Origin of the sequence: Silvimonas sp. (assembly GCF_031291215.1) — a bacterium.
Lineage (GTDB): Bacteria > Pseudomonadota > Gammaproteobacteria > Burkholderiales > Chitinibacteraceae > Silvimonas > Silvimonas soli.
The window spans coordinates 148648-170315 of sequence record NZ_JARLJK010000054.1; the positions used below are offsets into that span (position 1 = coordinate 148648).

19 protein-coding genes are annotated in these 21668 nt (G+C 55.9%); 16 read left to right on the plus strand and 3 right to left on the minus strand.

Annotation, left to right across the window (positions count from 1 at the left end):
• Positions 1-206: 206 nt before the first annotated feature.
• Positions 207-1052 carry a 23S rRNA (adenine(2030)-N(6))-methyltransferase RlmJ gene (locus P4L78_RS02255; protein ID WP_283148549.1) on the minus strand — a complete coding sequence of 282 codons (846 nt, stop codon included), beginning with the start codon at positions 1050-1052 and terminating at the stop codon, positions 207-209.
• 117 nt (positions 1053-1169) lie between these two features.
• Between P4L78_RS02255 and aroA the strand changes: the two genes are divergently transcribed.
• The 5 genes from aroA to htpG all read left to right on the plus strand — a co-directional run bounded on the left by aroA (position 1170) and on the right by htpG (position 6868).
• Positions 1170-2483 (plus strand): 3-phosphoshikimate 1-carboxyvinyltransferase, encoded by a 1314-nt coding sequence (gene aroA, locus P4L78_RS02260; RefSeq protein ID WP_309326742.1) that lies wholly within the window; start codon positions 1170-1172, stop codon positions 2481-2483.
• Positions 2484-2577: 94 nt separating this feature from the next.
• Positions 2578-3204, plus strand: a complete 627-nt coding sequence (locus P4L78_RS02265) for a LemA family protein (RefSeq protein WP_283148551.1) — start codon at positions 2578-2580, stop codon at positions 3202-3204.
• Between the two features lie 8 nt (positions 3205-3212).
• The gene (locus P4L78_RS02270) at positions 3213-4133 is read left to right on the plus strand and encodes a YgcG family protein (protein ID WP_309326744.1); all 921 of its coding nucleotides are present in this window, start codon (positions 3213-3215) and stop codon (positions 4131-4133) included.
• Between the two features lie 12 nt (positions 4134-4145).
• Entirely contained in the window at positions 4146-4637 is a 492-nt protein-coding gene (locus P4L78_RS02275; protein ID WP_283148553.1) for a TPM domain-containing protein, read from the plus strand.
• 341 nt (positions 4638-4978) lie between these two features.
• Positions 4979-6868, plus strand: a complete 1890-nt coding sequence (gene htpG / locus P4L78_RS02280) for a molecular chaperone HtpG (RefSeq protein WP_283148554.1) — start codon at positions 4979-4981, stop codon at positions 6866-6868.
• A gap of 214 nt (positions 6869-7082) precedes the next feature.
• On the opposite strand, the gene flhA is transcribed toward htpG, so the two are convergent.
• Together flhA and flhB are read right to left on the minus strand one after the other, a co-directional pair.
• The gene (flhA, locus tag P4L78_RS02285; protein ID WP_283148555.1) at positions 7083-9161 is read right to left on the minus strand and encodes a flagellar biosynthesis protein FlhA; all 2079 of its coding nucleotides are present in this window, start codon (positions 9159-9161) and stop codon (positions 7083-7085) included.
• 33 nt (positions 9162-9194) lie between these two features.
• A complete protein-coding gene (gene flhB / locus P4L78_RS02290; protein ID WP_283148556.1) occupies positions 9195-10355 on the minus strand; it encodes a flagellar biosynthesis protein FlhB in 1161 nt (386 codons plus the stop codon).
• A 144-nt stretch (positions 10356-10499) separates the two neighbouring features.
• Here flhB and P4L78_RS02295 point away from each other — a divergent pair, with 144 nt between their 5' ends.
• From P4L78_RS02295 to P4L78_RS02345, 11 genes are all read left to right on the plus strand, one after another.
• Positions 10500-11708: a flagellar hook-length control protein FliK gene (locus tag P4L78_RS02295; protein WP_309326747.1), complete on the plus strand. Its 1209-nt coding sequence runs from the start codon at positions 10500-10502 to the stop codon at positions 11706-11708.
• Between the two features lie 391 nt (positions 11709-12099).
• Complete coding sequence (fliL, locus tag P4L78_RS02300) at positions 12100-12612, plus strand: flagellar basal body-associated FliL family protein (RefSeq protein ID WP_309326749.1); 513 nt, start codon at positions 12100-12102, stop codon at positions 12610-12612.
• Positions 12613-12730: 118 nt separating this feature from the next.
• Positions 12731-13747 carry a flagellar motor switch protein FliM gene (gene fliM / locus P4L78_RS02305; RefSeq protein ID WP_283148559.1) on the plus strand — a complete coding sequence of 339 codons (1017 nt, stop codon included), beginning with the start codon at positions 12731-12733 and terminating at the stop codon, positions 13745-13747.
• The gene (fliN, locus tag P4L78_RS02310; protein ID WP_309326751.1) at positions 13740-14168 is read left to right on the plus strand and encodes a flagellar motor switch protein FliN; all 429 of its coding nucleotides are present in this window, start codon (positions 13740-13742) and stop codon (positions 14166-14168) included. Before fliM ends, fliN begins: the two co-directional genes overlap by 8 nt.
• A gap of 121 nt (positions 14169-14289) precedes the next feature.
• Positions 14290-14739: a flagellar biosynthetic protein FliO gene (gene fliO, locus P4L78_RS02315; protein ID WP_309326753.1), complete on the plus strand. Its 450-nt coding sequence runs from the start codon at positions 14290-14292 to the stop codon at positions 14737-14739.
• Positions 14736-15500, plus strand: coding sequence for a flagellar type III secretion system pore protein FliP (gene fliP, locus P4L78_RS02320; protein WP_283148562.1), 765 nt, complete (start codon positions 14736-14738; stop codon positions 15498-15500). The genes fliO and fliP overlap by 4 nt, the downstream gene beginning before the upstream one ends.
• A 98-nt stretch (positions 15501-15598) precedes the next feature.
• On the plus strand, positions 15599-15868 hold the full coding sequence (gene fliQ / locus P4L78_RS02325) for a flagellar biosynthesis protein FliQ (RefSeq protein WP_283148563.1): 270 nt from the start codon (positions 15599-15601) through the stop codon (positions 15866-15868).
• A 33-nt stretch (positions 15869-15901) separates the two neighbouring features.
• Complete coding sequence (gene fliR / locus P4L78_RS02330) at positions 15902-16669, plus strand: flagellar biosynthetic protein FliR (RefSeq protein WP_309326755.1); 768 nt, start codon at positions 15902-15904, stop codon at positions 16667-16669.
• Between the two features lie 30 nt (positions 16670-16699).
• The gene (locus tag P4L78_RS02335) at positions 16700-16987 is read left to right on the plus strand and encodes a hypothetical protein (RefSeq protein ID WP_309326757.1); all 288 of its coding nucleotides are present in this window, start codon (positions 16700-16702) and stop codon (positions 16985-16987) included.
• Entirely contained in the window at positions 16987-17901 is a 915-nt protein-coding gene (locus P4L78_RS02340; protein ID WP_309326759.1) for a pseudouridine synthase, read from the plus strand. Before P4L78_RS02335 ends, P4L78_RS02340 begins: the two co-directional genes overlap by 1 nt.
• Before the next feature lie 1010 nt (positions 17902-18911).
• The gene (locus P4L78_RS02345) at positions 18912-21542 is read left to right on the plus strand and encodes a TonB-dependent receptor (protein ID WP_309326761.1); all 2631 of its coding nucleotides are present in this window, start codon (positions 18912-18914) and stop codon (positions 21540-21542) included.
• Positions 21543-21668: the final 126 nt, after the last annotated feature.

Here is a 21668-nt window from a genome sequence, read left to right on the forward strand (position 1 = left end):
TCCCGACCGACCGAGGGAACCCCGGAGGGGCATCAGCGTGGGGTCGCCTTTCTTTTGGTTACTTTTCTTTGGCGAAGCAAAGAAAAGTAACGTGCTCCCCGGCACCCCGGGGTATCAAATGCCTTTAGCCGTGCCGGTAGGCATAAACAATAACTTGTAGTCGGGATGACAGGAAACGGACTCGGGCTCAACTCCAAACAGCGTCATCAATTCTCATGCGCTTCCAGCGTAAATCGCGCCCCGGCATCCAGCCCCAACTTGTCCACCAACAGCGGCATGATCTCCGCCAAAGTGGCGCGCAAAGTCCACGGCGGGTTGAGAATGAACATACCGCTGCCATACATGCCAAACCCGTCGGCCGATGGCGATTGCACGCTCAGCGCCACATGCAGCCAGCTTTTCACTGGCAGCGTTTTCAGTTTGGCGGGTAGGGTACGGCTTTCTTCGCGTTGTAATTGCGGATACCAGATGGCGTAGGTGCCAGTGGCAAAGCGCTTCAGACCTTCCTGCAAGCCATCGATCACATGGCGGTAATCGTTTTTGTCTTCATACGGTGGATCAATCAGCACAAGACCACGGCGGGATGCTGGCGGCAGAGCCGCTTTGATGCCGGTGAACCCATCGCCCGCGTCAATTTGCACCTGACGGCCATAGTGTTCCATGGCCTGCACCAGCAGTTTGCTGTCGCTTGAATGCAGTTCGAACAACCGCGCTTTGTCATGCTCGCGCAGCACTTCCAGCGCGCAAGCGGGCGAGCCAGGATACAACTTGAGCTTGCCGTCTGGATTGAAGGCGCGGATCACCTTGATGTAATCGGCCAGTGCCTCGGGCAGATTCTTTTCATCCCACAAGCGGGCGATGCCGCTCTCGAACTCGGCGTTTTTGGTGGCGTAACCTTCTACCAGCGAATAAATCCCTGCACCGGCGTGGGTATCCACATAGGTATACGGTTTGTCTTTCTGGTTCAGATAACGCAGCAGGGCGATCTGGACGGTGTGTTTGAGTACGTCGGCATGGTTGCCGGCGTGAAAGGCGTGGCGATAGCTGAGCATGGCGTGCGGCTCGAATGGCAATCGCCCATTGTACCGGATCGCGCCCAGGCGCCGCGTATGGCGTCATGCCAGTGTTATCATTGGTGCTTTCCCGAATCTACCCTGCGCGCTCCCATCATGAAACCAGCAGAACATCTCGAATACCTCGACCTTGCCCCCATTGCCCGGGTGAATGGCACCGTGATCCTGCCCGGCTCCAAGAGCATTTCTAATCGCACACTATTGCTGGCTGCGCTGGCCAGTGGCCGCACCGAAGTCAAAGGCTTGCTGGCGAGTGACGATATCGAGCGCATGCTGGAGGCACTGACCTCGCTGGGCGTGAAGTGGATGCAAACCGCAGGCACGCGTGATTTTGTAGTGGAAGGCGTGGGCGGTGTGTTTCCAGTCAAAGACGCCGATTTGTTTCTGGGTAACGCCGGTACTGCGTTCCGGCCACTGACCGCCGCGCTGGCGCTGGCTGGTGGCACCTACAAGCTGCATGGCGTGCCTCGCATGCACGAGCGCCCGATTGGTGATCTGGTCGACGCATTGCGGGTGGTCGGTGCCGATGTGGAATATCTGGGTAACGACGGCTTTCCGCCGTTGCAGCTGCGCCCGGCCAGTATCACGGCAGGCCGTCGCGTGCCGGTGAAAGGCAATGTGTCCAGCCAGTTTCTAACGGCGCTGCTGATGGCGCTGCCGCTGACCGGTGAAGATGTCACGATTGAGGTGGTCGGCGAACTGATCTCCAAACCGTATATCGAAATTACGCTCAATCTGATGGCTAAATTTGGCGTGAAGGTCGAGCGCCGTGACTGGAGCGAGTTCTTTATCCCCGGCGGCCAGGTGTATCAAAGCCCCGGCACAATTCATGTAGAAGGCGATGCCTCAAGTGCGTCGTACTTCCTTGCTGCTGGCGCCATTGGTGGTGGCGTGGTGCGTGTGGAAGGTGTGGGCAGCGAGAGCATTCAGGGTGACAAACGCTTTGCCGAAGTGCTGGAACTGATGGGCGCGCAAATTACCTGGGCTGCTAATCACATCGAAGCCGCACCAGCCATTGGCGGCAAGCTCAAGGCACTGGATATCGACCTCAACCATATCCCCGATGCTGCCATGACCATCGCCGTGGCCGCTCTGTTTGCTGAAGGCACCACTACCATTCGCAATATCGAAAGCTGGCGCGTGAAGGAAACCGACCGCCTGAGCGCGATGGCAACCGAATTGCGCAAGATTGGCGCGGCAGTGGAAGAGGGCCAGGACTATATCCGCGTGACCCCGCCTGCTATGTTTATCCCCAATGCCCAGATCGATACCTACGACGATCACCGCATGGCGATGTGCTTCTCGCTGGTAGCGCTCGGCGGCGTGCCGGTGCGCATCAACGATCCGAAATGTACCGCCAAGACCTTCCCGACCTACTTTGAAGAGCTGGCGCGGATTAACGCCCGCTGAGCGTCAAGCGGGCCAGGTTTGACTGACCTGGCCCGGTGAATTGTCTACGGTTGTGTATAGTTGTGACTCAATACACATTCTGGAGACAGCTTTCATGTCTGCTTTTCTCAATATTTCCCGCCTTTTACTTACGTGTGCTTTGCTGGCTTTTCTCACCGGCTGCGGTTACAACGCCATCCAGGTGAACGACGAGCAAGTCAAAGCCAACTGGTCTGAGGTGGTAAACCAGTATCAGCGCCGTGCTGATCTGGTGCCTAACCTGGTCAACACCGTGAAGGGCTATGCCAATCACGAAGAGAAAGTATTGACTGAGGTAACCGCCGCTCGCGCCAAAGTGGGCAGTATCCAGATGACTCCGGAAATGATCAACGACCCTAAAGCCATGGCCAGTTTTCAGGCCGCGCAGGGTGAGTTGTCTGGGGCGTTGTCGCGCTTGATGGTGGTGACCGAGAACTATCCGAATCTCAAAGCCGACGGCTTGTTCCAGAACTTGCAGGCGCAACTGGAAGGCACGGAAAATCGCGTGACGGTGGCACGCAATCGGTATATCAAGTCCGTCCAGGACTACAACGTGCTGATCCGCCAGTTCCCCAACAACCTGACCGCCAAGATGTTCGGCTACGACGTGAAGCCCAACTTCACTGTTGATAACGAAAAGGCCATTTCGACTGCGCCGACGGTAGATTTCTCGCAGCCCACACCGCAACCTGCGGCCAAGTGAGCGAGCGCATGGTGATGCGTAATCCGTCGCTATGGTTGGTGTCGAGCCGCTGGATGGCGCCGCTGCTGTGCGTGCTGGGCCTGTTGTTGCCAGCAGCGGTACGTGCGGATGCCGATTCGCCACCCATCCCGGCCATTACCGCGCGGGTTACGGACACCACCGGCTCGCTCAGCGCGCAACAAGTTCAGGATCTGGAACAGAAACTGGCTGCTCTGGAGCAAAAGAAAGGCTCGCAACTGGCAGTGTTGATTATCCCTACCGTACAACCGGACACCATCGAAGACTATGCCGTGCATGCTTTCGAGCAGTTCAAGCTCGGGCGCAAGAAGGTCGATGACGGTGTGTTGTTGGTTGTCGCCAAAAACGATCACAAAGTGCGTATTGAGGTTGGTTACGGCCTGGAAGGGGCGATTCCCGATGCCGCTGCCGCCCGTATCATTCGCGAATACATCGCCCCGCAGTTTCGCCAGAACAATTTTTATGGCGGCATCAACGATGCGGTAGGCGCACTGACGCTGCTGATTGAAGGTGAGCAACTGCCGCCGCCCTTAACCAAAGAACAGCATGTCGACGAAGGCGTTAATCCTCCGGGTTTGATTGGCGCCGGTATCTTCGGGGTATTTGTGCTGATGCTGGGTTCAGCGTTCAAATTTGGCGGCTTCACTCGAGCGATGGTGGCTGGTTTGCCCAGCTTTGCGGCGGGCTGGTTATTACTGGGCTCGCCCGCTGCAGCGTTACTGATGGCGCTGGTGGCCGCTGGCTTGGGCTCCGGCGCATTCTTTTACATGATGGCCATGGGCGGTGGCGGACGTTATACCGGCGGTGGTGGAGGTGGTGGCTTTGGCGGGGGAGGTGGTTTTGGTGGTGGAGGCGGATTCTCCGGCGGCGGTGGTTCATCGGGAGGCGGTGGTGCCTCCGGTGGCTGGTGAGAGGGCGCACAGATGATTACCCGATTGTTTCGCCACTTGTTTGCTCCGCTGGTACGCCAGCGTTTTCCTGATTCAGCGCTGGACGCCATCCAGCATGCCGTAACCCAAAGTGAACGCCTGCACGATGCCGAGTTGTGCTTTGCAGTAGAAGGGCGCTTGTCGATAGACCATTTGCTGTCTGGCCGCAGCGCTCGCCAGCGGGCCGAAGAGGTGTTTTCCAACCTGCGGGTGTGGGATACCGAGCGCAATACCGGTGTGCTGATCTATTTGCTGCTGGCTGAACGGGCCATTGAAATCATCGCGGATCGTGGCGTTGCGCTGCGCGTGCCAGAAGCGGAATGGGCCAGCGTGCATGCGGCGATAGCCAGTGCTTTTGCGCGACGCGATTGGCAAGGCGGTGCATTGTTGGGCGTTGAAGCAGCACATACGGTGCTCGCCCGGTTTGTACCAGTGACCGGCCAGGAACAGATAGACGAATTGCCGGATCGGCCTGTGTTGCTTTGAGTTGCTTTTTAAGCCTCGCTTCGTAGCCCGGATGAAGCGTGCCCCTCGGGGGTACCCCCACAAAGCACTTGGTATCACATATGGCGGTGGCGGTGGGGGGGGGCGGGAATCCGGGGGCAATGCATAAATGAATAACCGGTTTGGGATTATCGCCATCGCAACCCCGGATTCCCGCTGACGCTCCATCCGGGCTACATGTTGGCAGGGTACGCCGTGCGAGGCGTAAAACTGGTCCGGTAAATTAATCCCCCACCTTGAAAGCGGTTTTTATCGCCCCCACCTGATCTGCCATCTGCCGTCGCCCGGCAACGAATTACATCGCAACAAGGAGTGTTCAACCCATGAGTAAAGAAACGCTTGGCTTTCAGGCCGAAGTGAAGCAACTGCTGCAGTTGATGATCCACTCGCTGTATTCCAATAAAGAGATTTTCCTGCGCGAGCTGGTTTCCAATGCCTCGGATGCTTGTGACAAGCTGCGCTTTGAAGCCATCAATAACGGCGATTTGTACGAAGGTGACGGCGATCTGGCCATCAAGCTGTCGTTTGACAAAGACGCCCGCACCATCACCATTGCCGACAACGGCATCGGGATGAGTCGCGATGAAGTGGTTGCCAATATCGGCACCATTGCCCGCTCCGGCACCAAAGAGTTTTTCAGCCAATTGAGTGGCGACGCGGCCAAAGACAGCCACCTGATTGGCCAGTTTGGCGTGGGTTTTTACTCGGCGTTTATCATTGCCGACAAAGTCACCCTGACTACGCGCCGCGCTGGTTTACCAGCCGATCAGGCTGTGCGTTGGGAATCGGGCGGTGAAGGCGACTTCACGCTGGAAGACGTCTCCAAAGCCAGCCGCGGTACCGAGATCGTGCTGCATCTGAAAGAAGGGGAAGACGAGTTCCTCGATGACTGGCGCCTGCGTGGCATCGTGCGCAAGTATTCGGACCACATCAGTCTGCCGATCCTGATGGCCAAGCAACCGGGCTACGACAAAGACGGCAATATCGAACCGGCTGAAGGCGAAGAAGCCGTCAACCAGGCCAACGCGCTGTGGGTGCGCAACAAGTCCGATATCACCGAAGAACAATACAAAGAATTCTACAAACACGTTTCACACGATTACGAAGAACCGCTGGCTTGGAGCCATGCACGCATCGAAGGCCGTCAGGAATACACCGAGCTGTTGTATATCCCCAAGCACGCGCCGTTTGATCTGTACGAACGCGACCGTCGCCACGGCGTGAAGCTGTACGTGAAGCGCGTCTTCATCATGGAAGACGCCGAGAAGTTGATGCCGCAATACCTGCGCTTTGTGCGCGGGGTGATCGATTCGTCCGATCTGCCACTCAATGTCTCGCGTGAAATCCTGCAAGCCAGCCGCGAAGTGGAAACCATCAAGTCTGGCTGCGTGAAGAAAGTACTGGGTGTGCTGGAAGACCTCGCCGAAAACAAACCGGAAGACTTCACCACGTTCTGGACTGAGTTTGGCAAGGTGCTGAAAGAAGGCGTCGGCGAAGACTTCGCCAACAAAGAGCGCATCGCCAAGCTGCTGCGTTTTGCGTCTACCCAAGCCGACACGCCCGAGCAGACCGTCACGCTGGCCGATTACATTGGCCGCATGAAGGAAGGCCAGGACAAGATTTATTACATCACTGCCGATACCTTCGCTGGCGCGCAACACAGCCCGCATCTGGAAATCTTCCGCAAGAAAGGTATTGAGGTCTTGTTGTTGTCCGACCGCGTGGATGAATGGCTGACCTCTAGCCTGACTGAGTTCGAAGGCAAGAAACTGCAATCGGTGGCCAAGGGTGAACTGGATCTGACCGCATTTGAAGATGAAGCCGAGAAGCAACAGCAAGAAGCTGCGGCCGAAGAACTCAAAGACGTGATCGAGAAGGTGAAAACCACGCTGGGCGACAAGGTGAAAGACGTGCGCGTAACGCATCGCCTGACCGATAGCCCGGCTTGCCTGGTGGTCGACAACTTTGACATGAGCGCCAACCTGGAGCGTCTACTGAAGTCGGCAGGGCAGGATGTGAAATCCACCCGACCGATTCTGGAAGTGAACCCGGAACACGCGTTGGTGAAAAAGCTCAAGGCGCAACTGGACGGCGGCAGCTTTGATGACTGGACCCACCTGCTGTACGACCAGGCCGTGCTGGCTGAAGGCGCGCAGCTGGAAGATCCGGCTGGCTTTGTGAAACGTTTGAATGGCTTGATGGCGGCGCTGTAATGCGCAGTTCTGTTTGGCTATGAAAAAAGGCGCCTGATTGGGCGCCTTTTTTTATGCAATTTCAGCATGGGTAGATTCGTCACGTATCTTTCGTCGCCCGGATGGCAAGCGAAGCGTGAATCCGGGGACTACATCGGCCAACACAGCCTTGATGATTTATATCGCCTCCCCGGATTCTCGCTGTGCTTCATCCGGGCTACGGGGCTGAAACGGTCTAACCGGCGCCCAAAACCCCGACAATCCGGATCGATTTGGTGTCCGGAATTTCGTTATGGGCAATCACCCGCAAATTGGGGATCGAGCGCCGCAAAAAACGACTTAACATCGGGCGCAGATTACCTGGAGTGATGAGCACCGGGTTGAAACCCTGCGCTTCCAGTTCTTCGGTCACTGTGGATGCCTGTTTCAACAAGCGTTCGGCCAGACCCGGTTCCAGCCCGCCTTGCGATTTGCCGGTGGCTGCACTGACCAGAATGTTCTCTAGTTGCGGCTCCAGCGTAATCACCGGCAATTCGTTTTCGCCGGGGAATAACTGGTGAATGATGGCGCGGCCCAGCGCAACCCGCACGGCGGCGGTCAGGTCGTCGATATCCTGGGTGCGGCCGATGTGCTCGCCCAAAGTTTCCAGAATGGTCCGCAGGTCACGCACGTGCATGCCTTCGTCCAGCAGGTTCTGCAGCACTTTTTGCACGGTGCCAACCGGCACCAGCTTGGGTACCAGGTCTTCCACCAACTTGGGCGCTTCTTTGGCGAAATGGTCGAGCAACTGCTGTACTTCCTCGCGACCCAGCAATTCGGCGGCGTGGCTTTGCAGAATATTGGAGATATGCGTGCCTACCACGGTGGACGCATCCACCACGGTATAACCCATAGCCTGAGCGGTATCGCGCAGCGTGTTTTCGATCCACACAGCGGGCAGGCCAAAGGTCGGGTCTTTGGTAGCAGTGCCAGCCAATTGACCACTGGCGCTACCGGGATTAATGGCTAGCCATTGGCCCACAAACGCTTCGCCCGCGCCGACATCCACGCCCTTGAGCTGAATGCGATATTGATTGGGCTTGAGTTCCAGATTGTCGCGGATATGCACGGCCGGGACGAGAAAGCCCAAGTCCTGCGCGATCTTTTTGCGGATGCCACGGATGCGCCGTAGCAACTCGCCGTCCTGATTGCGGTCAACCAGCGGAATCAGTCGGTAACCCACTTCCAGCCCGATTGGATCAACCGGTTGCACGTCGGCCCAGCTGACTTCCTGCAACGGTTGCTCTGCCGCCGCCGCAGGTGCAGCCGCGGCTGCCGCAGTCTGGGCCGCTGCCGCCGTGGTGGCCACTTCTTTTTTGGTCTTGTTTTCAACGGTCCAGGCAATCGAGGCCAGCAAGGTGGCCAGGGTCAGGAACGCCAGATGGGGCATGCCGGGGATAATCCCCATCAGACCCATCACCCCAGCGGTGAGATACATGACCTGCGGGCGGGCAAACAACTGTCCGAGTAGTTGCTGAGACAGGTCGGCGTCGGTGCCCACGCGGGACACCACGATACCGGCGGCAACCGAGATGATCAGCGACGGAATTTGCGCAACCAGGCCATCACCAATGGTCAACAGCGTGTAGGTGCGGCCAGCGTCGGCAAAGGCCATGTCATGCTGCACCATGCCGACGATCAAGCCGCCCACAATGTTGATCACCATGATCAAGATACCGGCGACCGCATCGCCGCGCACGAACTTGGAGGCACCGTCCATGGAGCCGAAAAAGTCGGCTTCTTCGGCGATGGTCCGGCGGCGTTTGCGAGCGTCTTCTTCGCCAATCAAACCGGCGTTCAAGTCGGCGTCAATCGCCATTTGTTTACCGGGCATCGCATCCAGCGTGAAGCGGGCGCTCACTTCGGCGATCCGGCCTGCACCTTTGGTAATCACCACAAAGTTGATGATGGTGAGAATGACGAAGGCGACGATACCCACGGTGAGGTTGTCACCGATCAGCACGTGGCCGAAGGCTTCAATCACTTTACCGGCGGCATCGGCGCCGTTGTGGCCTTCAGTCAGGACCAGTTTGGTGGAGGCCACGTTCAGCGCCAGGCGCAACAGCGTGGTAAACAGCAAAACGGTAGGGAAGGCGGAGAATTCGAGTGGTTCGCGGGTGTACAAACCGACCATCAACACCACGATGGACATCGAAATATTAAAAGTGAAAAAGAAATCCAGTGCCAGCGGCGGCAGGGGCAAGATCATCATGCCCAGGATCATCAAGACCAGGATGGGGACGGCCAGCACGGCCACATTGATTTTACGCCACATGGCTAGACGTGGCTTTTGCAGAGAACTTCATGGTCAGGAAGTGATTCCGTTTTCAGCTTGGCTTGAGTGTTCCGGGTCCAGTTCGGCTGGCACCGGCAAATCCGTATTCAGTGTTGGAGCCTGGCCGCCGTGGCTTTGCCAGTTTTTCAATTGATAGATATATGCGAGTAACTCGGCAGCCGCAGTATACAGTGCCGCCGGAATCTCCTGACCAAGTTCAGTGTGGTGATACAACGCACGCGCAAACGGTGGCGTACGTACCACAGTGACCTTGTTTTCCTGCGCAATATCGATAATGCGCTCTGCCAGCAGATAAGCCCCTTTGGCGATGACCTGCGGTGCCCGCATGCGCTCGTTGTATTGCAATGCCACGGCATAGTGGGTCGGGTTGGTGACCACCACATCGGCTTTGGGAATCTTGGACATCATGCGCTTGCGCGCGGCTTCGCGCTGCATCTGGCGGATGCGCCCCTTCACTTGCGGATCGCCTTCAGATTCTTTGTTCTCTTGCTTGACCTCTTCTTTGGTCATGCGCAGGTTTTTGTAGTAATCCCACAACTGCCAGGGCACATCGATGCCGGCAATCAAGCCCATGCTGCCAATCACCAGCGTGAGCGTATAGCGGGTCATCTGCCACAGATAACCGTAGCTTTCGGTGCTCGGCATGACGGCCAGTTGCAGCAATTGATCGCGCTCACGCCACAATACCAGGCAAGCCACGCCACCAATCAGGCCGGATTTGAGAATGGCTTTGCTCATGTCAACCAGCGCGCGCAAAGACACCAGGCGGCCCAGCCCTTTGGCCGGATTCAATCGGCCGAAATTGGGGGCCAGGGTTTCGGTGGTAAACAGCCAGCCGCCCAAAACCAGCGGGCTTACCAGCCCGGCGATGGCGCAGGCGATAGCGACCGGCAATACCGCGAACAGGGCGATGTGAAACACATTGGTCAGAAACGGGAACAGCAGCGTGGGGTCGGACGCCATGGTGCGGTTGAAGGTAAACGCCTGCATGAAAATGCCTGTGATCGCCTGAGCCAGCGATGGGCCGAGCGAAATCATCGAGAGCAAGCCGGTCATCATCACCGCAAACGAACCCAGTTCTTGCGAGCGCGGCACCTGCCCTCGCTTTTTCGCTTCCTCCAGCCGTTTGGCCGAGGCGGGTTCTGTTTTCTCTAGATCTGAATCTTCTGCCATCTGGCGATGATATCCCTGTCACTTTGCCGTTGTGGCGTGCCCCGAAGTTTAGCAGCAAGCGCTGCCGTGGCGGGAGCTGGCATTGGTTTTGCTTTTATAGAACCAACTCGTATTTCAATCTGTACCCAGATTCAGGATTACCCAATGGCTGCCGCGTCCTCTGTCAATTCGTTTCAAGCGTTTTCCGCCAGCTCTGCCGGGGCGACGCAACAAGCTGGCCACAGCAATGGCGTAGACTTTGGCGCAACGCTGGCCGATGCGCAGCAGACTGCCAAAAAGGCAACACCAGCGCCGGCGCCATCACCGTCTCCAACGCCGGCACCATCCCCCAGCCCGGCCCAGACCCAAGCCAAACAAGACGCCGCACAAAACGCTGACGCCAGTACTGATAGTGCGGCCAAAGCCAGCAAGGCCGCTGCACGCGAGGCCGCCGCGCAAGACAAAGACAACACAGCGACTGATGGCGATACCTCGTCGTGGCTGGCGATGTTGCAAGCCATGCTGATGCAGCCCGCCACCAACGTTACACCTACCGATCCAACCGCTGCGACAGCAACGTCTGGCGCTAGTTCGACGGACGCATTAGCCTCGCTGAACGCCATGCTGACAGCGCACCAGGGCAGCGTTAGCGACGACGCACTAACGGCGAGCGATGCCAAAGCGCTGTTGCAGGATATGAAAGCGGGGGACGGCAAAGCGGCGAATTCCATGGCGGATATTGCCGCAACCGACGGCAATTTCTTGCCGCTTTTGCAAAATGCCGCCGCTAATAGCGCCGCGACCACCAGCGATACGGACGACACCGCGCTGGCGCAATTGACGGCCGCGACTCAGCAACACCCCATCGCGGCCAATCAGGATCAAACTGCCAAACCGACCACCGCAGTTCACCAGATCGCCGTGCCGGTGACTGACAACAAGTGGGGCGACGCCGTGGCGCAACGGGTGTCGATGATGATTGGCAAGCAAGAGCAACAACTGGATATGCAACTGAATCCGCCGCATCTGGGCCCGATGGAAGTACGTTTATCCATGGCGCAGGACCAGGCGAGCGTAATCTTCACTTCGCAGCACGCCGGTGTGCGTGAGGCGCTGGCAGCGGCAACACCACGGTTGTCGGCATTGCTGGCCGATCAGGGCATTACCCTGACTAATGTGCAGGTGGCGTCAGACTCGCTTAACCAGCAAGCACAACAGCAACAAATGCAACGCCAGTTTGATGGCAGCAACGGCCAGAATCAGGGGCGCAGTCAGTGGGGGGGAGTCGCCGATGCCAGTCAGGCGGCGCTGACACCGGTAACCGGCACAATCCGCGTACCTGTCGCGCGTTCCGGTTTGAATCTATATATCTAGTTAGCGGATAAATCCGGCTAGCTCGCTTGCTTGCTCGTTTTATTACTTCAGACCCGCCTTCACGGCGGGAGTAGCCGCTTGTTTTCCGTCTGGTTTATGGGTATAACCCGGCCAGGTCTTGCAAATGCGATGTGGGTTGGTCTGGCACCGTTGAAGCCGGGTCAAAGCGGCTTTATGTCACTTTTACTGCGCTGCAATAATTTAAAAAGACCTGGAACGATACACGCATGAAAACCGGCTGGCATCAGTACGCCAGGCACGTGATAATGCAAAAACGAGAGGCGGGATTGGTGTGCCGTGCGCGCCAGGCCTGCAGATACAGTGCTGATCGCTGCAGGCGCGTTTGAATCCGCCGGGCGCAGGCAAGCAACGTAAACGTACGGAATAAACTATGGCTGAAGCCAAGGCGCCCAAAGGCAAATCCAAGCTGTTGTTATTTATTATTCTCGGCGTCGTCCTGGTGTTGGTCATCGCTGGCGGCGCTGCCGCTTTCCTGCTGATGCATAACAGCTCGGACAGCGCAGATGATGGTAGTGATTCGTCCTCCCATCAAAGCAAGGCCAAAGCCGAGAAGAAGAAAAATGATCATCCCCCGATTTTCGAAAAGCTGTCGCAGTTCACGGTTAATCTGAACTCGCCTGACGGGCAAACCATGCTGCAAACCGACATTGTGGTTGAAGTGGCGGATGCGGCATCAGAAGAAGATCTGAAAAACTTGCTGCCCAAAGTGCAGAACGAAGTGAACAAGCTCTTGCGCAGCAAAACACCAGAAGACATGAAGGCGCCAAACAGTACCGATAAACTGGGCAATGAGATTCGCCAGGCCATTAATAAAGTTCTGGGCGTTCATGCCGATGATCAGGGTGTGTTATCCGTTAATTTCACGACTTTCATCGTGCAATAACGGCGCGATAGCGCATAACGGTATTGGGCAATAAAAAGTAATAGTCAGTGCAATAACGAGCAATAACAGTTGGTAATTGCAGTAAACCGCAGGTTTTACGGGTAAACAGATCGTATCAATGGCAGACGATATTCTTTCCCAGGAAGAGGTCGACGCGCTTTTGCGTGGGGTGACCGGAGAGGAAGACGTCGTTGAGGAAAACCTCGACGCGGGTGCCGTGCGCGCCTATGACATTGGTCGGCAAGAGCGCATTGTGCGTGGGCGCATGCCTACGCTGGAAATCATCAACGAGCGCTTTGCCCGTAATTTGCGCATTGCCTTGTTTAATTTCATGCGCCGCAATGCTGAAATCAGCGTTGGTCCGGTGCGGGTGCAGAAATACAGCGAGTTCATTCGCAATCTGGCTGTACCCACCAATTTGAACCTGATCCAGATGAAGCCGTTGCGTGGCACCGGCTTGTTTATCTTTGATCCGGACTTCGTATTTCTGGTGGTCGATAATCTGTTTGGTTCAGATGGTCGTTATCACGTGCGGGTGGAAGGGCGGGACTTTACCCCGACCGAACAGCGCATTATCCAGCGCTTGCTGGACGTGGTGTTTGAAGAATATGCCAAAGCGTGGAAGCCGGTATTCGAGTGCGAATTCAGCTACGTGCGCTCCGAAATGAACACGCAGTTTGCCAATATCGCTACGCCTACCGAAGTAATCGTAGCGTACACATTCAAGATTGAACTCGGCGCTGGCGGTGGTGATTTCCACGTCTGTCTGCCGTATTCCATGATCGAACCGATTCGCGACGTGTTGTACAGCTCCATGCAGGCTGACCGGATCGAATCCGATAATCGCTGGTTGAAACTGCTGCAAAAGCAGGTTCAGAACGCGGAGGTGGATCTGGTGGCTACATTGGGCAATACCGAGGTTACGCTCGGCGATATTCTCAATCTCAAATCGGGCGATGTAATCTCGCTGGAGATCCCGCAAGCCATCATTGCCGACGTGGACGGCGTGCCGTTGCTGGAATGCAACTATGGTATTCTCAACGGCCAGTACGCTTTGAAAGTCAACAAAATACTGAATAACGCCGACTCCTTGATGGGATCGGGCGATGTAGAGCGGGGAGATGCACATGGCTGAGGATAGCGCGCCCGAAGAGGCGCTGGACGACTGGGCTGCCGCCATGGCCGAGCAGGCCGAAGCAGATAGTCAGGCCGCCGCACCGGCTGCAGACGTAAAAAGCGCAGCCGACATTTTCGAGCGCTTTGACGCCGTCCAGACTACCGCACCCGGTACCCCGAACAATATCGACATGATCCTGGATATCCCGGTTGCGCTGACCGTGGAACTGGGACGAACCAAGATCGCCATCCGTAGCTTGCTGCAACTGGCGCAAGGCTCGGTGGTGGAGCTTGACGGTCTGGCTGGCGAGCCGATGGATGTGCTGGTCAATGGCTGTCTGATTGCGCAGGGCGAAGTGGTGGTGGTGAACGACAAGTTCGGTATTCGTCTGACCGATATCATCACCCCAGCCGAACGTATTCGCCGCCTGCATAAATAGTCATCAGAACGTGATCAGAGCCGCTCGCCTTGCCACGCATGGCGCAGGCGGCCTCTGATTCCGGTGTCTACCCGATAATCCGTCAGTCCAAAGTGGGGCCGGGCGCGCCCGAGTGCAATTCATGCTGTTAAACCGCATCACATTGGGTGCCGTCTTTACGCTAAGTGCGGGGACTATTCTCGCCGCAACTTCAGCATCCGCAGTATCCGCAGCTATTCCTGCCGCAACTTCTGCTTCTTCGTTTGGCCAACTGGCGCAGGTCGTGCTCGCGCTGGTGTTTGTCCTCGGCCTGATTTTTGTGTCGGCCATGCTGATGCGCCGGTTTTCCTTGCTGCCAGGCATGGCGGCGGGTAATCGCTTGCGCGTGGTGTCCGGTGCGATGGTTGGCCCCAAAGAGCGTGTGGTGGTGGTCGAACTTGATAACACCTGGTTGGTGGTTGGGGTGACGCCGCACGCAGTAAACCTGCTGCATACCCAAGCCAAACCGGACGATGCCCCCGCCGCACCTGTCCCGCCGCAATTTGCCACTCGCCTGGCAGAAATCATCGCCCGCAAGAGACCACAGGCATGAAGTCCGTATTGATGAAACGTGTAGCCATGCTGGCGGCTGCTTTATTGCTGGGCGGCTTCGCCTTGACCGCCCACGCAGCGGATGCGGGTATTCCGTTCATGACCGCCACGCCAGGCAATGGCGGCACGGCCTATTCGTTGCCGATCCAGACGCTGCTGTTTTTGACTGCACTGACCTTTTTGCCCGCAGTGCTGCTAATGATGACCGCGTTCACCCGCATCGTGATCGTGTTATCCCTGCTGCGCCAGGCCTTGGGCACGACCACCACGCCGCCCAATCAGGTCATCGTCGGTTTGTCGTTGTTTCTGACCTTTTTTGTGATGTCGCCGGTTTTCGACAAAATCTATACCGACGCCTACGTTCCGTATTCCACTCAGAAAATGCAGTTCAACGATGCGCTGGATAAAGCCGCCGTACCGTTAAAAGACTTCATGCTGAAGCAGACGCGCCAGCGCGATCTCGCCTTCTTCATTGATATCTCTGGTACACAAAAACCCAATGGCCCGGAAGACGTCACGCTGCGCGTGCTGGTGCCAGCGTTTGTGACCAGTGAACTCAAAACGGCCTTCCAGATCGGCTTTATGGTGTTTATCCCGTTCCTGATTATCGATCTGGTGGTGGCCAGTATCCTGATGGCAATGGGGATGATGATGGTGTCGCCAGTTACCATCTCTTTGCCCTTCAAACTGATGTTGTTTGTGCTGGTGGATGGCTGGACCTTGCTGATGGGGTCATTGGTACAGAGCTTCTATACTGGATAGCGGTAGGTGCGCGTGCGCAGGCGGCTTCATATCAAACCTTCGCCGTGCTTGTGTTCCATAGCCATAAAACCCGATCCGTCCGTTCATAGGTGAATAGCATGAGTCCCGAAACCGTCGTAACCCTGATCCAGCGGGCCATGGAAGTGCTGGTGCTGTTGGCCGGGCCGATTCTGCTGGCGGTGCTGGCGGTGGGCTTGATCGTATCGATTTTTCAGGCCGCCACCCAGATTAACGAAGCCACCTTGTCGTTTATCCCCAAACTGCTGATCGCGTTTCTGGTGTTTGTGCTGGCCGGCCCGTGGATGATTAGCGTGATTACCGATTACACCACGCGGCTGTTCCAGAGCATTCCGCAGTTGATTGGTTAACCGCTGAGTATGTTTACCGTCACCGATGCCCAGATGAACAGCTGGCTCGCGCTGTTGTTCTGGCCATTTCTACGGATCCTCGGCGTGTTTCTGGCCGATCCGTTTTTCTCCAGTGCGGCCATTAACTCCACCGTACGTGTGGCCTTTGCGCTGCTGCTCACCATCCTGATCGCGCCCGTTCTCCCGACCATGCCAGACGTGCCGGTATTCTCGGCACCGGGTGTGCTGATCGGCATCAATCAGTTGCTAGTGGGCTGGATGATCGGCATGAGTATGCGGCTGGTTTTTACGGCGGTGGAGCTTGCGGGCAATCTTTCCGGTTTGCAGATGGGCCTGGGTTTTGCCTCGTTTTACGACCCGCAGAGTGCTGCGAATGTGCCGGTGGTAGCGCAGTTCCTGAGCGCCGCGACCACGCTACTGTTTCTGAGCATGAACGGGCACTTGATCGTATTGCGTGCGTTGGTCGACAGCTTTAGCCAGTTTCCGCCCACTGCGCAGCCATTGGCGGCTGGCGCGCTCAAAATGCTGGTTGATCACGGCAGTGTTATCTTCAGCACCGGCCTGCAACTGGCCATGCCGATTATCGCGGCCTTGCTGATCACCAATCTGGCGATTGGCGTAATGACCCGCGCCGCGCCGCAACTGAATGTCTTTGCGATCGGCTTCCCGATTACGCTGGCGATTGGCGCCGTCTCTTTATATATGGTGGTGCCGTATTTGCCTCAATTTGTCAGCGCAATGATTAGCGAATACACCCGCTTTATCAATGCCTTGATGCTGCAACTGGCGCCGCCGCGCTAACGTTTCGGCGGACGGACTAAATAGATATATATGTACATCCTGTTGATCGGTTATTTGTATGTGATCCTGATGATTGCCGTGGGCACCGGCAGCGTCGCGCTGGGCGGCGCCTTCATCCTGTTTCTGGGCGTGCTGCCGACCTGGTTGATTTTCTGGCTCAAACGCGGCGGCCAGATCAAAAAAGCAGAAAAATGTGCTGAGCAAGCGCAAGACCAGCGGTTACGAGACGAATGGGAACAACAAAACGCAACCTCTGCCGAGCCAGATGCCAACCCGCTATCCGTTGAGGCGGACAAAACGCCGCTGGATAAATCCTGATGTCGCGTATTGCCCCAGTACCGCATCGCAATGGCGTGGCGCCCAGTTTTGTGATCCTGCCTGAGCAAGGCCGTTGGCCAGATATGCGCAGCTTTCTGCTCGCGCGTTTTCCACATTTACCGCAAGACGTATTGTTTGCCCGCCTGGCCAATGGCGAAATCGTCGATGACCACGGCCGCCCCGTCGCCGGCTCCGACCCATATTGTTCTGGTGGTCGTCTATGGTATTACCGGGAAGTGCCCGATGAGGAGCCGATTCCTTTCGAGGCCAGCGTGCTCTATCGCGACGACTACATTCTGGTGGCAGATAAACCCCATTTTTTGGCCACCATTCCATCCGGTCGGCGGCTTCGCGAAACGTTGTTGGCCCGCTTGCGCACGCAGCTGGATTTACCGGAACTCACCCCCGTGCATAGGCTGGACCGCGAAACTGCCGGGTTAGTGTTGTTTTGCCTGCATCCGCCCAGCCGTGGCGCCTACCAGTCTTTGTTTGAAGCGCGTTCCGTATTCAAAGTCTACGAAGCGGTGGCGCCCTGGCGTGCCGATCTGCTGCTGCCGCGCACGCACATCAGCCGCCTGGAGCAAGGCGACAAGTTCTTTACCTCGCAAGAAGTGGCGGGGGAGCCCAACTCGGAAACCCGCATTTCAGTGATCGAGCGGGCAGGGGAGCTTGCTCTATATCGGCTGGAGCCACACACCGGCAAAAAACACCAGCTACGCGCGCATATGTCCGCGCTGGGCCTGCCGATTCTGAATGATCCGTGGTACCCGATTGTGCAAGCGGATCAGGACGACGACTTCGCCAAACCACTGCAACTGCTGGCACGTTCACTGGCCTTTGTGGACCCGCTGAGCGGCGTCATGCGCGAGTTTCACAGTGAGTTGCAGCTGCAATGGCCGCGCTCACCTGAATAACAGCACACTGGCTAGTCTCCGCAATCAACAGGCATCAATCTGCATCCAGGCAAGCTCGCTGGCATCAGAGCGCGCTCTCGCGTGCGCGCTGGGTCAGATTACGTAGCGTACTGGTCAGACGATTCAAATCGACCCTTTTTCTCCCTGCGTTCCCCCCAGCCTCTCGATTGCCGTCTTTATCTCCTGCCTTGCAAGCCTCTTCAACTGACTTTAACCGCCGCCAATCACCGATTTGGGCCAGATTTGAAAGTGGATAGGGCAAAACACTTGTCCTTTTATTCGAGAGGCAAGGTCAGTTCTCTTTGCTGTGCGGGATATCCCGAATACTTCTTGGGTCGATTTTAGGCAGGGGTGGTACTTGCATATGGAATATTTCCTGACAACCCCTCCTGGTGCCTGGTGAGGAGGAGTCCATGACTGGTGCACATTTCAAAGCGGTGTAAGTAATATGCACCAAAAGTGTGCTTTTGCACTCTCATTAAACACTTGTTTCAATTGATAATTACTTTATGCTTACTTGTGTATTATATATTAGGAATTTTTTATAGTTCTTAATTGAATATTTGACGTAATCTATATTCTATTTTTTAACGCATTTTTGTAGTTGGTGGGGTTCCGATTACACCCTGCATATGGGTGTGCAAAGTGGTTTGACTGTTGTCATGATACGACAACAGTTTCTTTTGGTACTTGTTTTACATGTTTAATGTATTGATTTTTAACGATTTAATCGTGTTTTGATAATGCCAAAAAGTACCTGTTTATCGTGTTGTAACGTGTTTACTGTGTTTTTTTGACAACAATTCTGAGCACTATTCCCATTTTTTTTGTGGAGTGAATGTCACTTCTGCGATTATCCGCACACTTACACGGCCAACCGACAACGATGGCCGGAGTGGGTCGCCAACAGCGAACCCCTTGGCCGTACTGTAAGGATGTGGGCTTCCACTTACCAACCCTGGGAGGCAGTTGTGCTTCATAAAAGAAAAACTCTTGTAGTGGCACTGGCAATGATCGGTGCAACGTATGCAGCATCTGCCTTCGCAGATGATGCAGATTCATCCTCAACAACCTCCTCCGCTGCGGCAAACCGTGTTGAAGTAACCGGTACGTATCTTCGTGGTATCAAGCAGCAAGGTGCCAACCCTGTTACCGTCATCAAGACGGAAGACTTGACCAAGCAAGGTATCGTCAACGTCGAACAAGCCGTTGCCGCTATCGCTGCCAATACCTCGGCTATTACCGCTGCGACCTCTGTCGGTACCGACAACGGTGGTGCTGCGTTCGCCGACTTGCGCGGCTTGGGTGAGCAATACACGCTGGTTCTGCTGGATGGCCGTCGTATGGCTAACCAGGCCAGTAACGGCCTGGCGGTTGACCTGAATGCCATTCCGCTGGCAACAATTGATCACATCGACGTATATAAGGGCGGCGCATCAGCCACCTACGGTACCGATGCGATCGCCGGTGTTATCAACTTCGTGACCAAGAAGTCCGTTCAAGGTGCGACGATTGAAGCCCGTATCCTGGATCCACAGCATCCAGGTGGCATGACCAAAGAAGTGAGCGTGACCGGCGGCAAGGGCAGCCTGGTTGACGATGGCTTCAATGTTTACGGTTCTTTCACCGCTTCGAAGACCAACGAAATCAAGACTTCGGATCGTGACTTTGCTTCCAATCGCCTGAACCCGCAAGGCGTGAGCAGCAATACTTTCCCGTCCAACTTCGTACCGCTGGACGGCAACGGCAAACCGCTGAATATCCCTGGTCAGTTCGACGACAAGGGCAACCCAGTACCCTATGGCACGCTCAACACCACCGCGCCGAATTGCCAACCCCCAGTCCTGGTGGGTAATGGTACCGGCAAGGCGTGTCGCGAACAGACTCCGCTGTTTTACGGTATCCAGCCTGAAATTGAGCAATACACTCTGACGGGTAAGGCTTCGAAGCAGATCAACGAAGACAACCTTGTGGCCTTGCAGTACATCGGCACGCAAACCACCACGAAGACTCGTATTGCTCCGACACCACTGCTGACCTACACCAACGACTTCTTCAATTTGCCGAGCACCTCGCCATACTTTGGCCTGGCCAATGCGCCCGCTGGTACGGACTCGCTTGAACTGCACTCTCGCTCCATTCCGGCTGGCGATCGTCTGGATGAAGTTGTATCCACGACCCAACGGATCATGGCCACCGCTGATGGCATGATTGGTGACTGGGCATACGCTGGTGGTCTGGCGTACTCGCAAAACCAGGTTCGTCACTACCTGACCGGTGGTTACGTTGACGGTAGCAAGTTACAAGACGCATTTAACGACGGCACCCTGAACCCGTTCGGCGACTCCGCTGCCGGTGCTTGGGATAGCGTTGCACTGAACGGCAAGATCGAGGAAGACAAGTACGCCACCACTTTGGCCGACTTCCACGTCAACAAAGACATCTTCGCTTTGCCAGCAGGTAACGTGCAGTTCGCTGCAGGTGTTGAAGCTCGTCACGAAAGTCTTGATGCGAACTTCACGCCTCTGGCAGCTCAAGCGTTGAGTACAGGTCTTGAGTCTTCCAAGAACACATCCGGTAGCCGTAATTCGCAAGCCATTTTTGCGCAATTCGATATTCCGGTGACTGAGAAGTTCAATGCTGGTCTGGCCGTACGTGATGACTATTTCAGCGATTTCGGCAATACCGTGAATCCGGAAGTGAAGTTCACTTATCAGCCGATCGAACAGATCAAGTTCCGCGGTAACGCCAGTACCGGTTTTCGCGCTCCGTCGCTCTACAACATCTATCAGCCGAACCAGCAGACCAACACCGCTGGTCAGTATGATGACCCGGTATTGTGCAAGGGCGGCGTTCTGCAGCCTGGTGGCAATCAGGGCCGCGATTGCGCCGCGCAGCAGCAACTGTTGATCGGTGGCAGCAATAACCTGAAGCCAGAAAAGTCCAACTCCGCTAGCTTCGGTTTTGTGGTTGAGCCAATCAAGGCTGTGACTGCTTCTGCTGACTTCTTCTGGACCAACATCCACGACACCATTGGCGTGCTGTCTGAAACTGCGATCTTTGATGATCCGGATAAGTACGCAGACCGTTTCGTTCGCGATCCATCCACTCAGAAGCTGCTGTACGTGATCGATACCACCCAGAACTTGGGTAACACCATGATCTCTGGTATCGACTTGTCGGCAACGGTACGTCTGCCCAAGACCGATATTGGTAACTTTGCGATCACTTACGACGGTACTTACCTGACCAAGTTTGATTATCAGCACGAGAAAGATGGTCAGTACTACCACGGTATCGGTCAGTTCTCGGACTACAACAACGCGCCGATCTTCCGTTACAAGCAAGACCTGAACCTGAACTGGAACAAGGGTAACTTTAGCGGCCTGCTGGGTTCGACCTATCAGACTGGTTATCACGATATGTATGAAGGTAATCGCGTAGCTTCGTACATCCTGTGGAATCTGTCCGGCACTTACGTGTACCAAAAGAACCTGTCGATCACGTTCGGTATCAAGAACCTGTTTGATAAAGAACCACCGTACTCCAACCAGGATTACGCCTTCCAGCAAGGTTACGATCCACGCTTCTTCGACTCGGTTGGTCGTGCGTACTACCTGCAAGCTTCGTACAAGATGTAATTGTAGGGAGTTGCATCCGGCCTCGGTCCTGTCTTCGGGCAGGGCAGGGGCCGGGCAAATGGAAGCAAGTTTCAGCGAAGCCCGAGAGGGTGAGCTGTTGGTTGTGGCAAGTTGAACTTCTGAATC

Excerpts from the sequence above, each read along its gene's own strand:
- P4L78_RS02255 (WP_283148549.1), bottom strand. The coding sequence starts at position 1,052 with ATGCTCAGCTATCGCCACGCCTTTCACGCCGGCAACCATGCCGACGTA.
- aroA (WP_309326742.1), top strand. The coding sequence starts at position 1,170 with ATGAAACCAGCAGAACATCTCGAATACCTCGACCTTGCCCCCATTGCC.
- P4L78_RS02265 (WP_283148551.1), top strand. The coding sequence starts at position 2,578 with ATGTCTGCTTTTCTCAATATTTCCCGCCTTTTACTTACGTGTGCTTTG.
- P4L78_RS02270 (WP_309326744.1), top strand. The coding sequence starts at position 3,213 with ATGGTGATGCGTAATCCGTCGCTATGGTTGGTGTCGAGCCGCTGGATG.
- P4L78_RS02275 (WP_283148553.1), top strand. The coding sequence starts at position 4,146 with ATGATTACCCGATTGTTTCGCCACTTGTTTGCTCCGCTGGTACGCCAG.
- htpG (WP_283148554.1), top strand. The coding sequence starts at position 4,979 with ATGAGTAAAGAAACGCTTGGCTTTCAGGCCGAAGTGAAGCAACTGCTG.
- flhA (WP_283148555.1), bottom strand. The coding sequence starts at position 9,161 with ATGTGGCGTAAAATCAATGTGGCCGTGCTGGCCGTCCCCATCCTGGTC.
- flhB (WP_283148556.1), bottom strand. The coding sequence starts at position 10,355 with ATGGCAGAAGATTCAGATCTAGAGAAAACAGAACCCGCCTCGGCCAAA.
- P4L78_RS02295 (WP_309326747.1), top strand. The coding sequence starts at position 10,500 with ATGGCTGCCGCGTCCTCTGTCAATTCGTTTCAAGCGTTTTCCGCCAGC.
- fliL (WP_309326749.1), top strand. The coding sequence starts at position 12,100 with ATGGCTGAAGCCAAGGCGCCCAAAGGCAAATCCAAGCTGTTGTTATTT.
- fliM (WP_283148559.1), top strand. The coding sequence starts at position 12,731 with ATGGCAGACGATATTCTTTCCCAGGAAGAGGTCGACGCGCTTTTGCGT.
- fliN (WP_309326751.1), top strand. The coding sequence starts at position 13,740 with ATGGCTGAGGATAGCGCGCCCGAAGAGGCGCTGGACGACTGGGCTGCC.
- fliO (WP_309326753.1), top strand. The coding sequence starts at position 14,290 with ATGCTGTTAAACCGCATCACATTGGGTGCCGTCTTTACGCTAAGTGCG.
- fliP (WP_283148562.1), top strand. The coding sequence starts at position 14,736 with ATGAAGTCCGTATTGATGAAACGTGTAGCCATGCTGGCGGCTGCTTTA.
- fliQ (WP_283148563.1), top strand. The coding sequence starts at position 15,599 with ATGAGTCCCGAAACCGTCGTAACCCTGATCCAGCGGGCCATGGAAGTG.
- fliR (WP_309326755.1), top strand. The coding sequence starts at position 15,902 with ATGAACAGCTGGCTCGCGCTGTTGTTCTGGCCATTTCTACGGATCCTC.
- P4L78_RS02335 (WP_309326757.1), top strand. The coding sequence starts at position 16,700 with ATGTACATCCTGTTGATCGGTTATTTGTATGTGATCCTGATGATTGCC.
- P4L78_RS02340 (WP_309326759.1), top strand. The coding sequence starts at position 16,987 with ATGTCGCGTATTGCCCCAGTACCGCATCGCAATGGCGTGGCGCCCAGT.
- P4L78_RS02345 (WP_309326761.1), top strand. The coding sequence starts at position 18,912 with ATGATCGGTGCAACGTATGCAGCATCTGCCTTCGCAGATGATGCAGAT.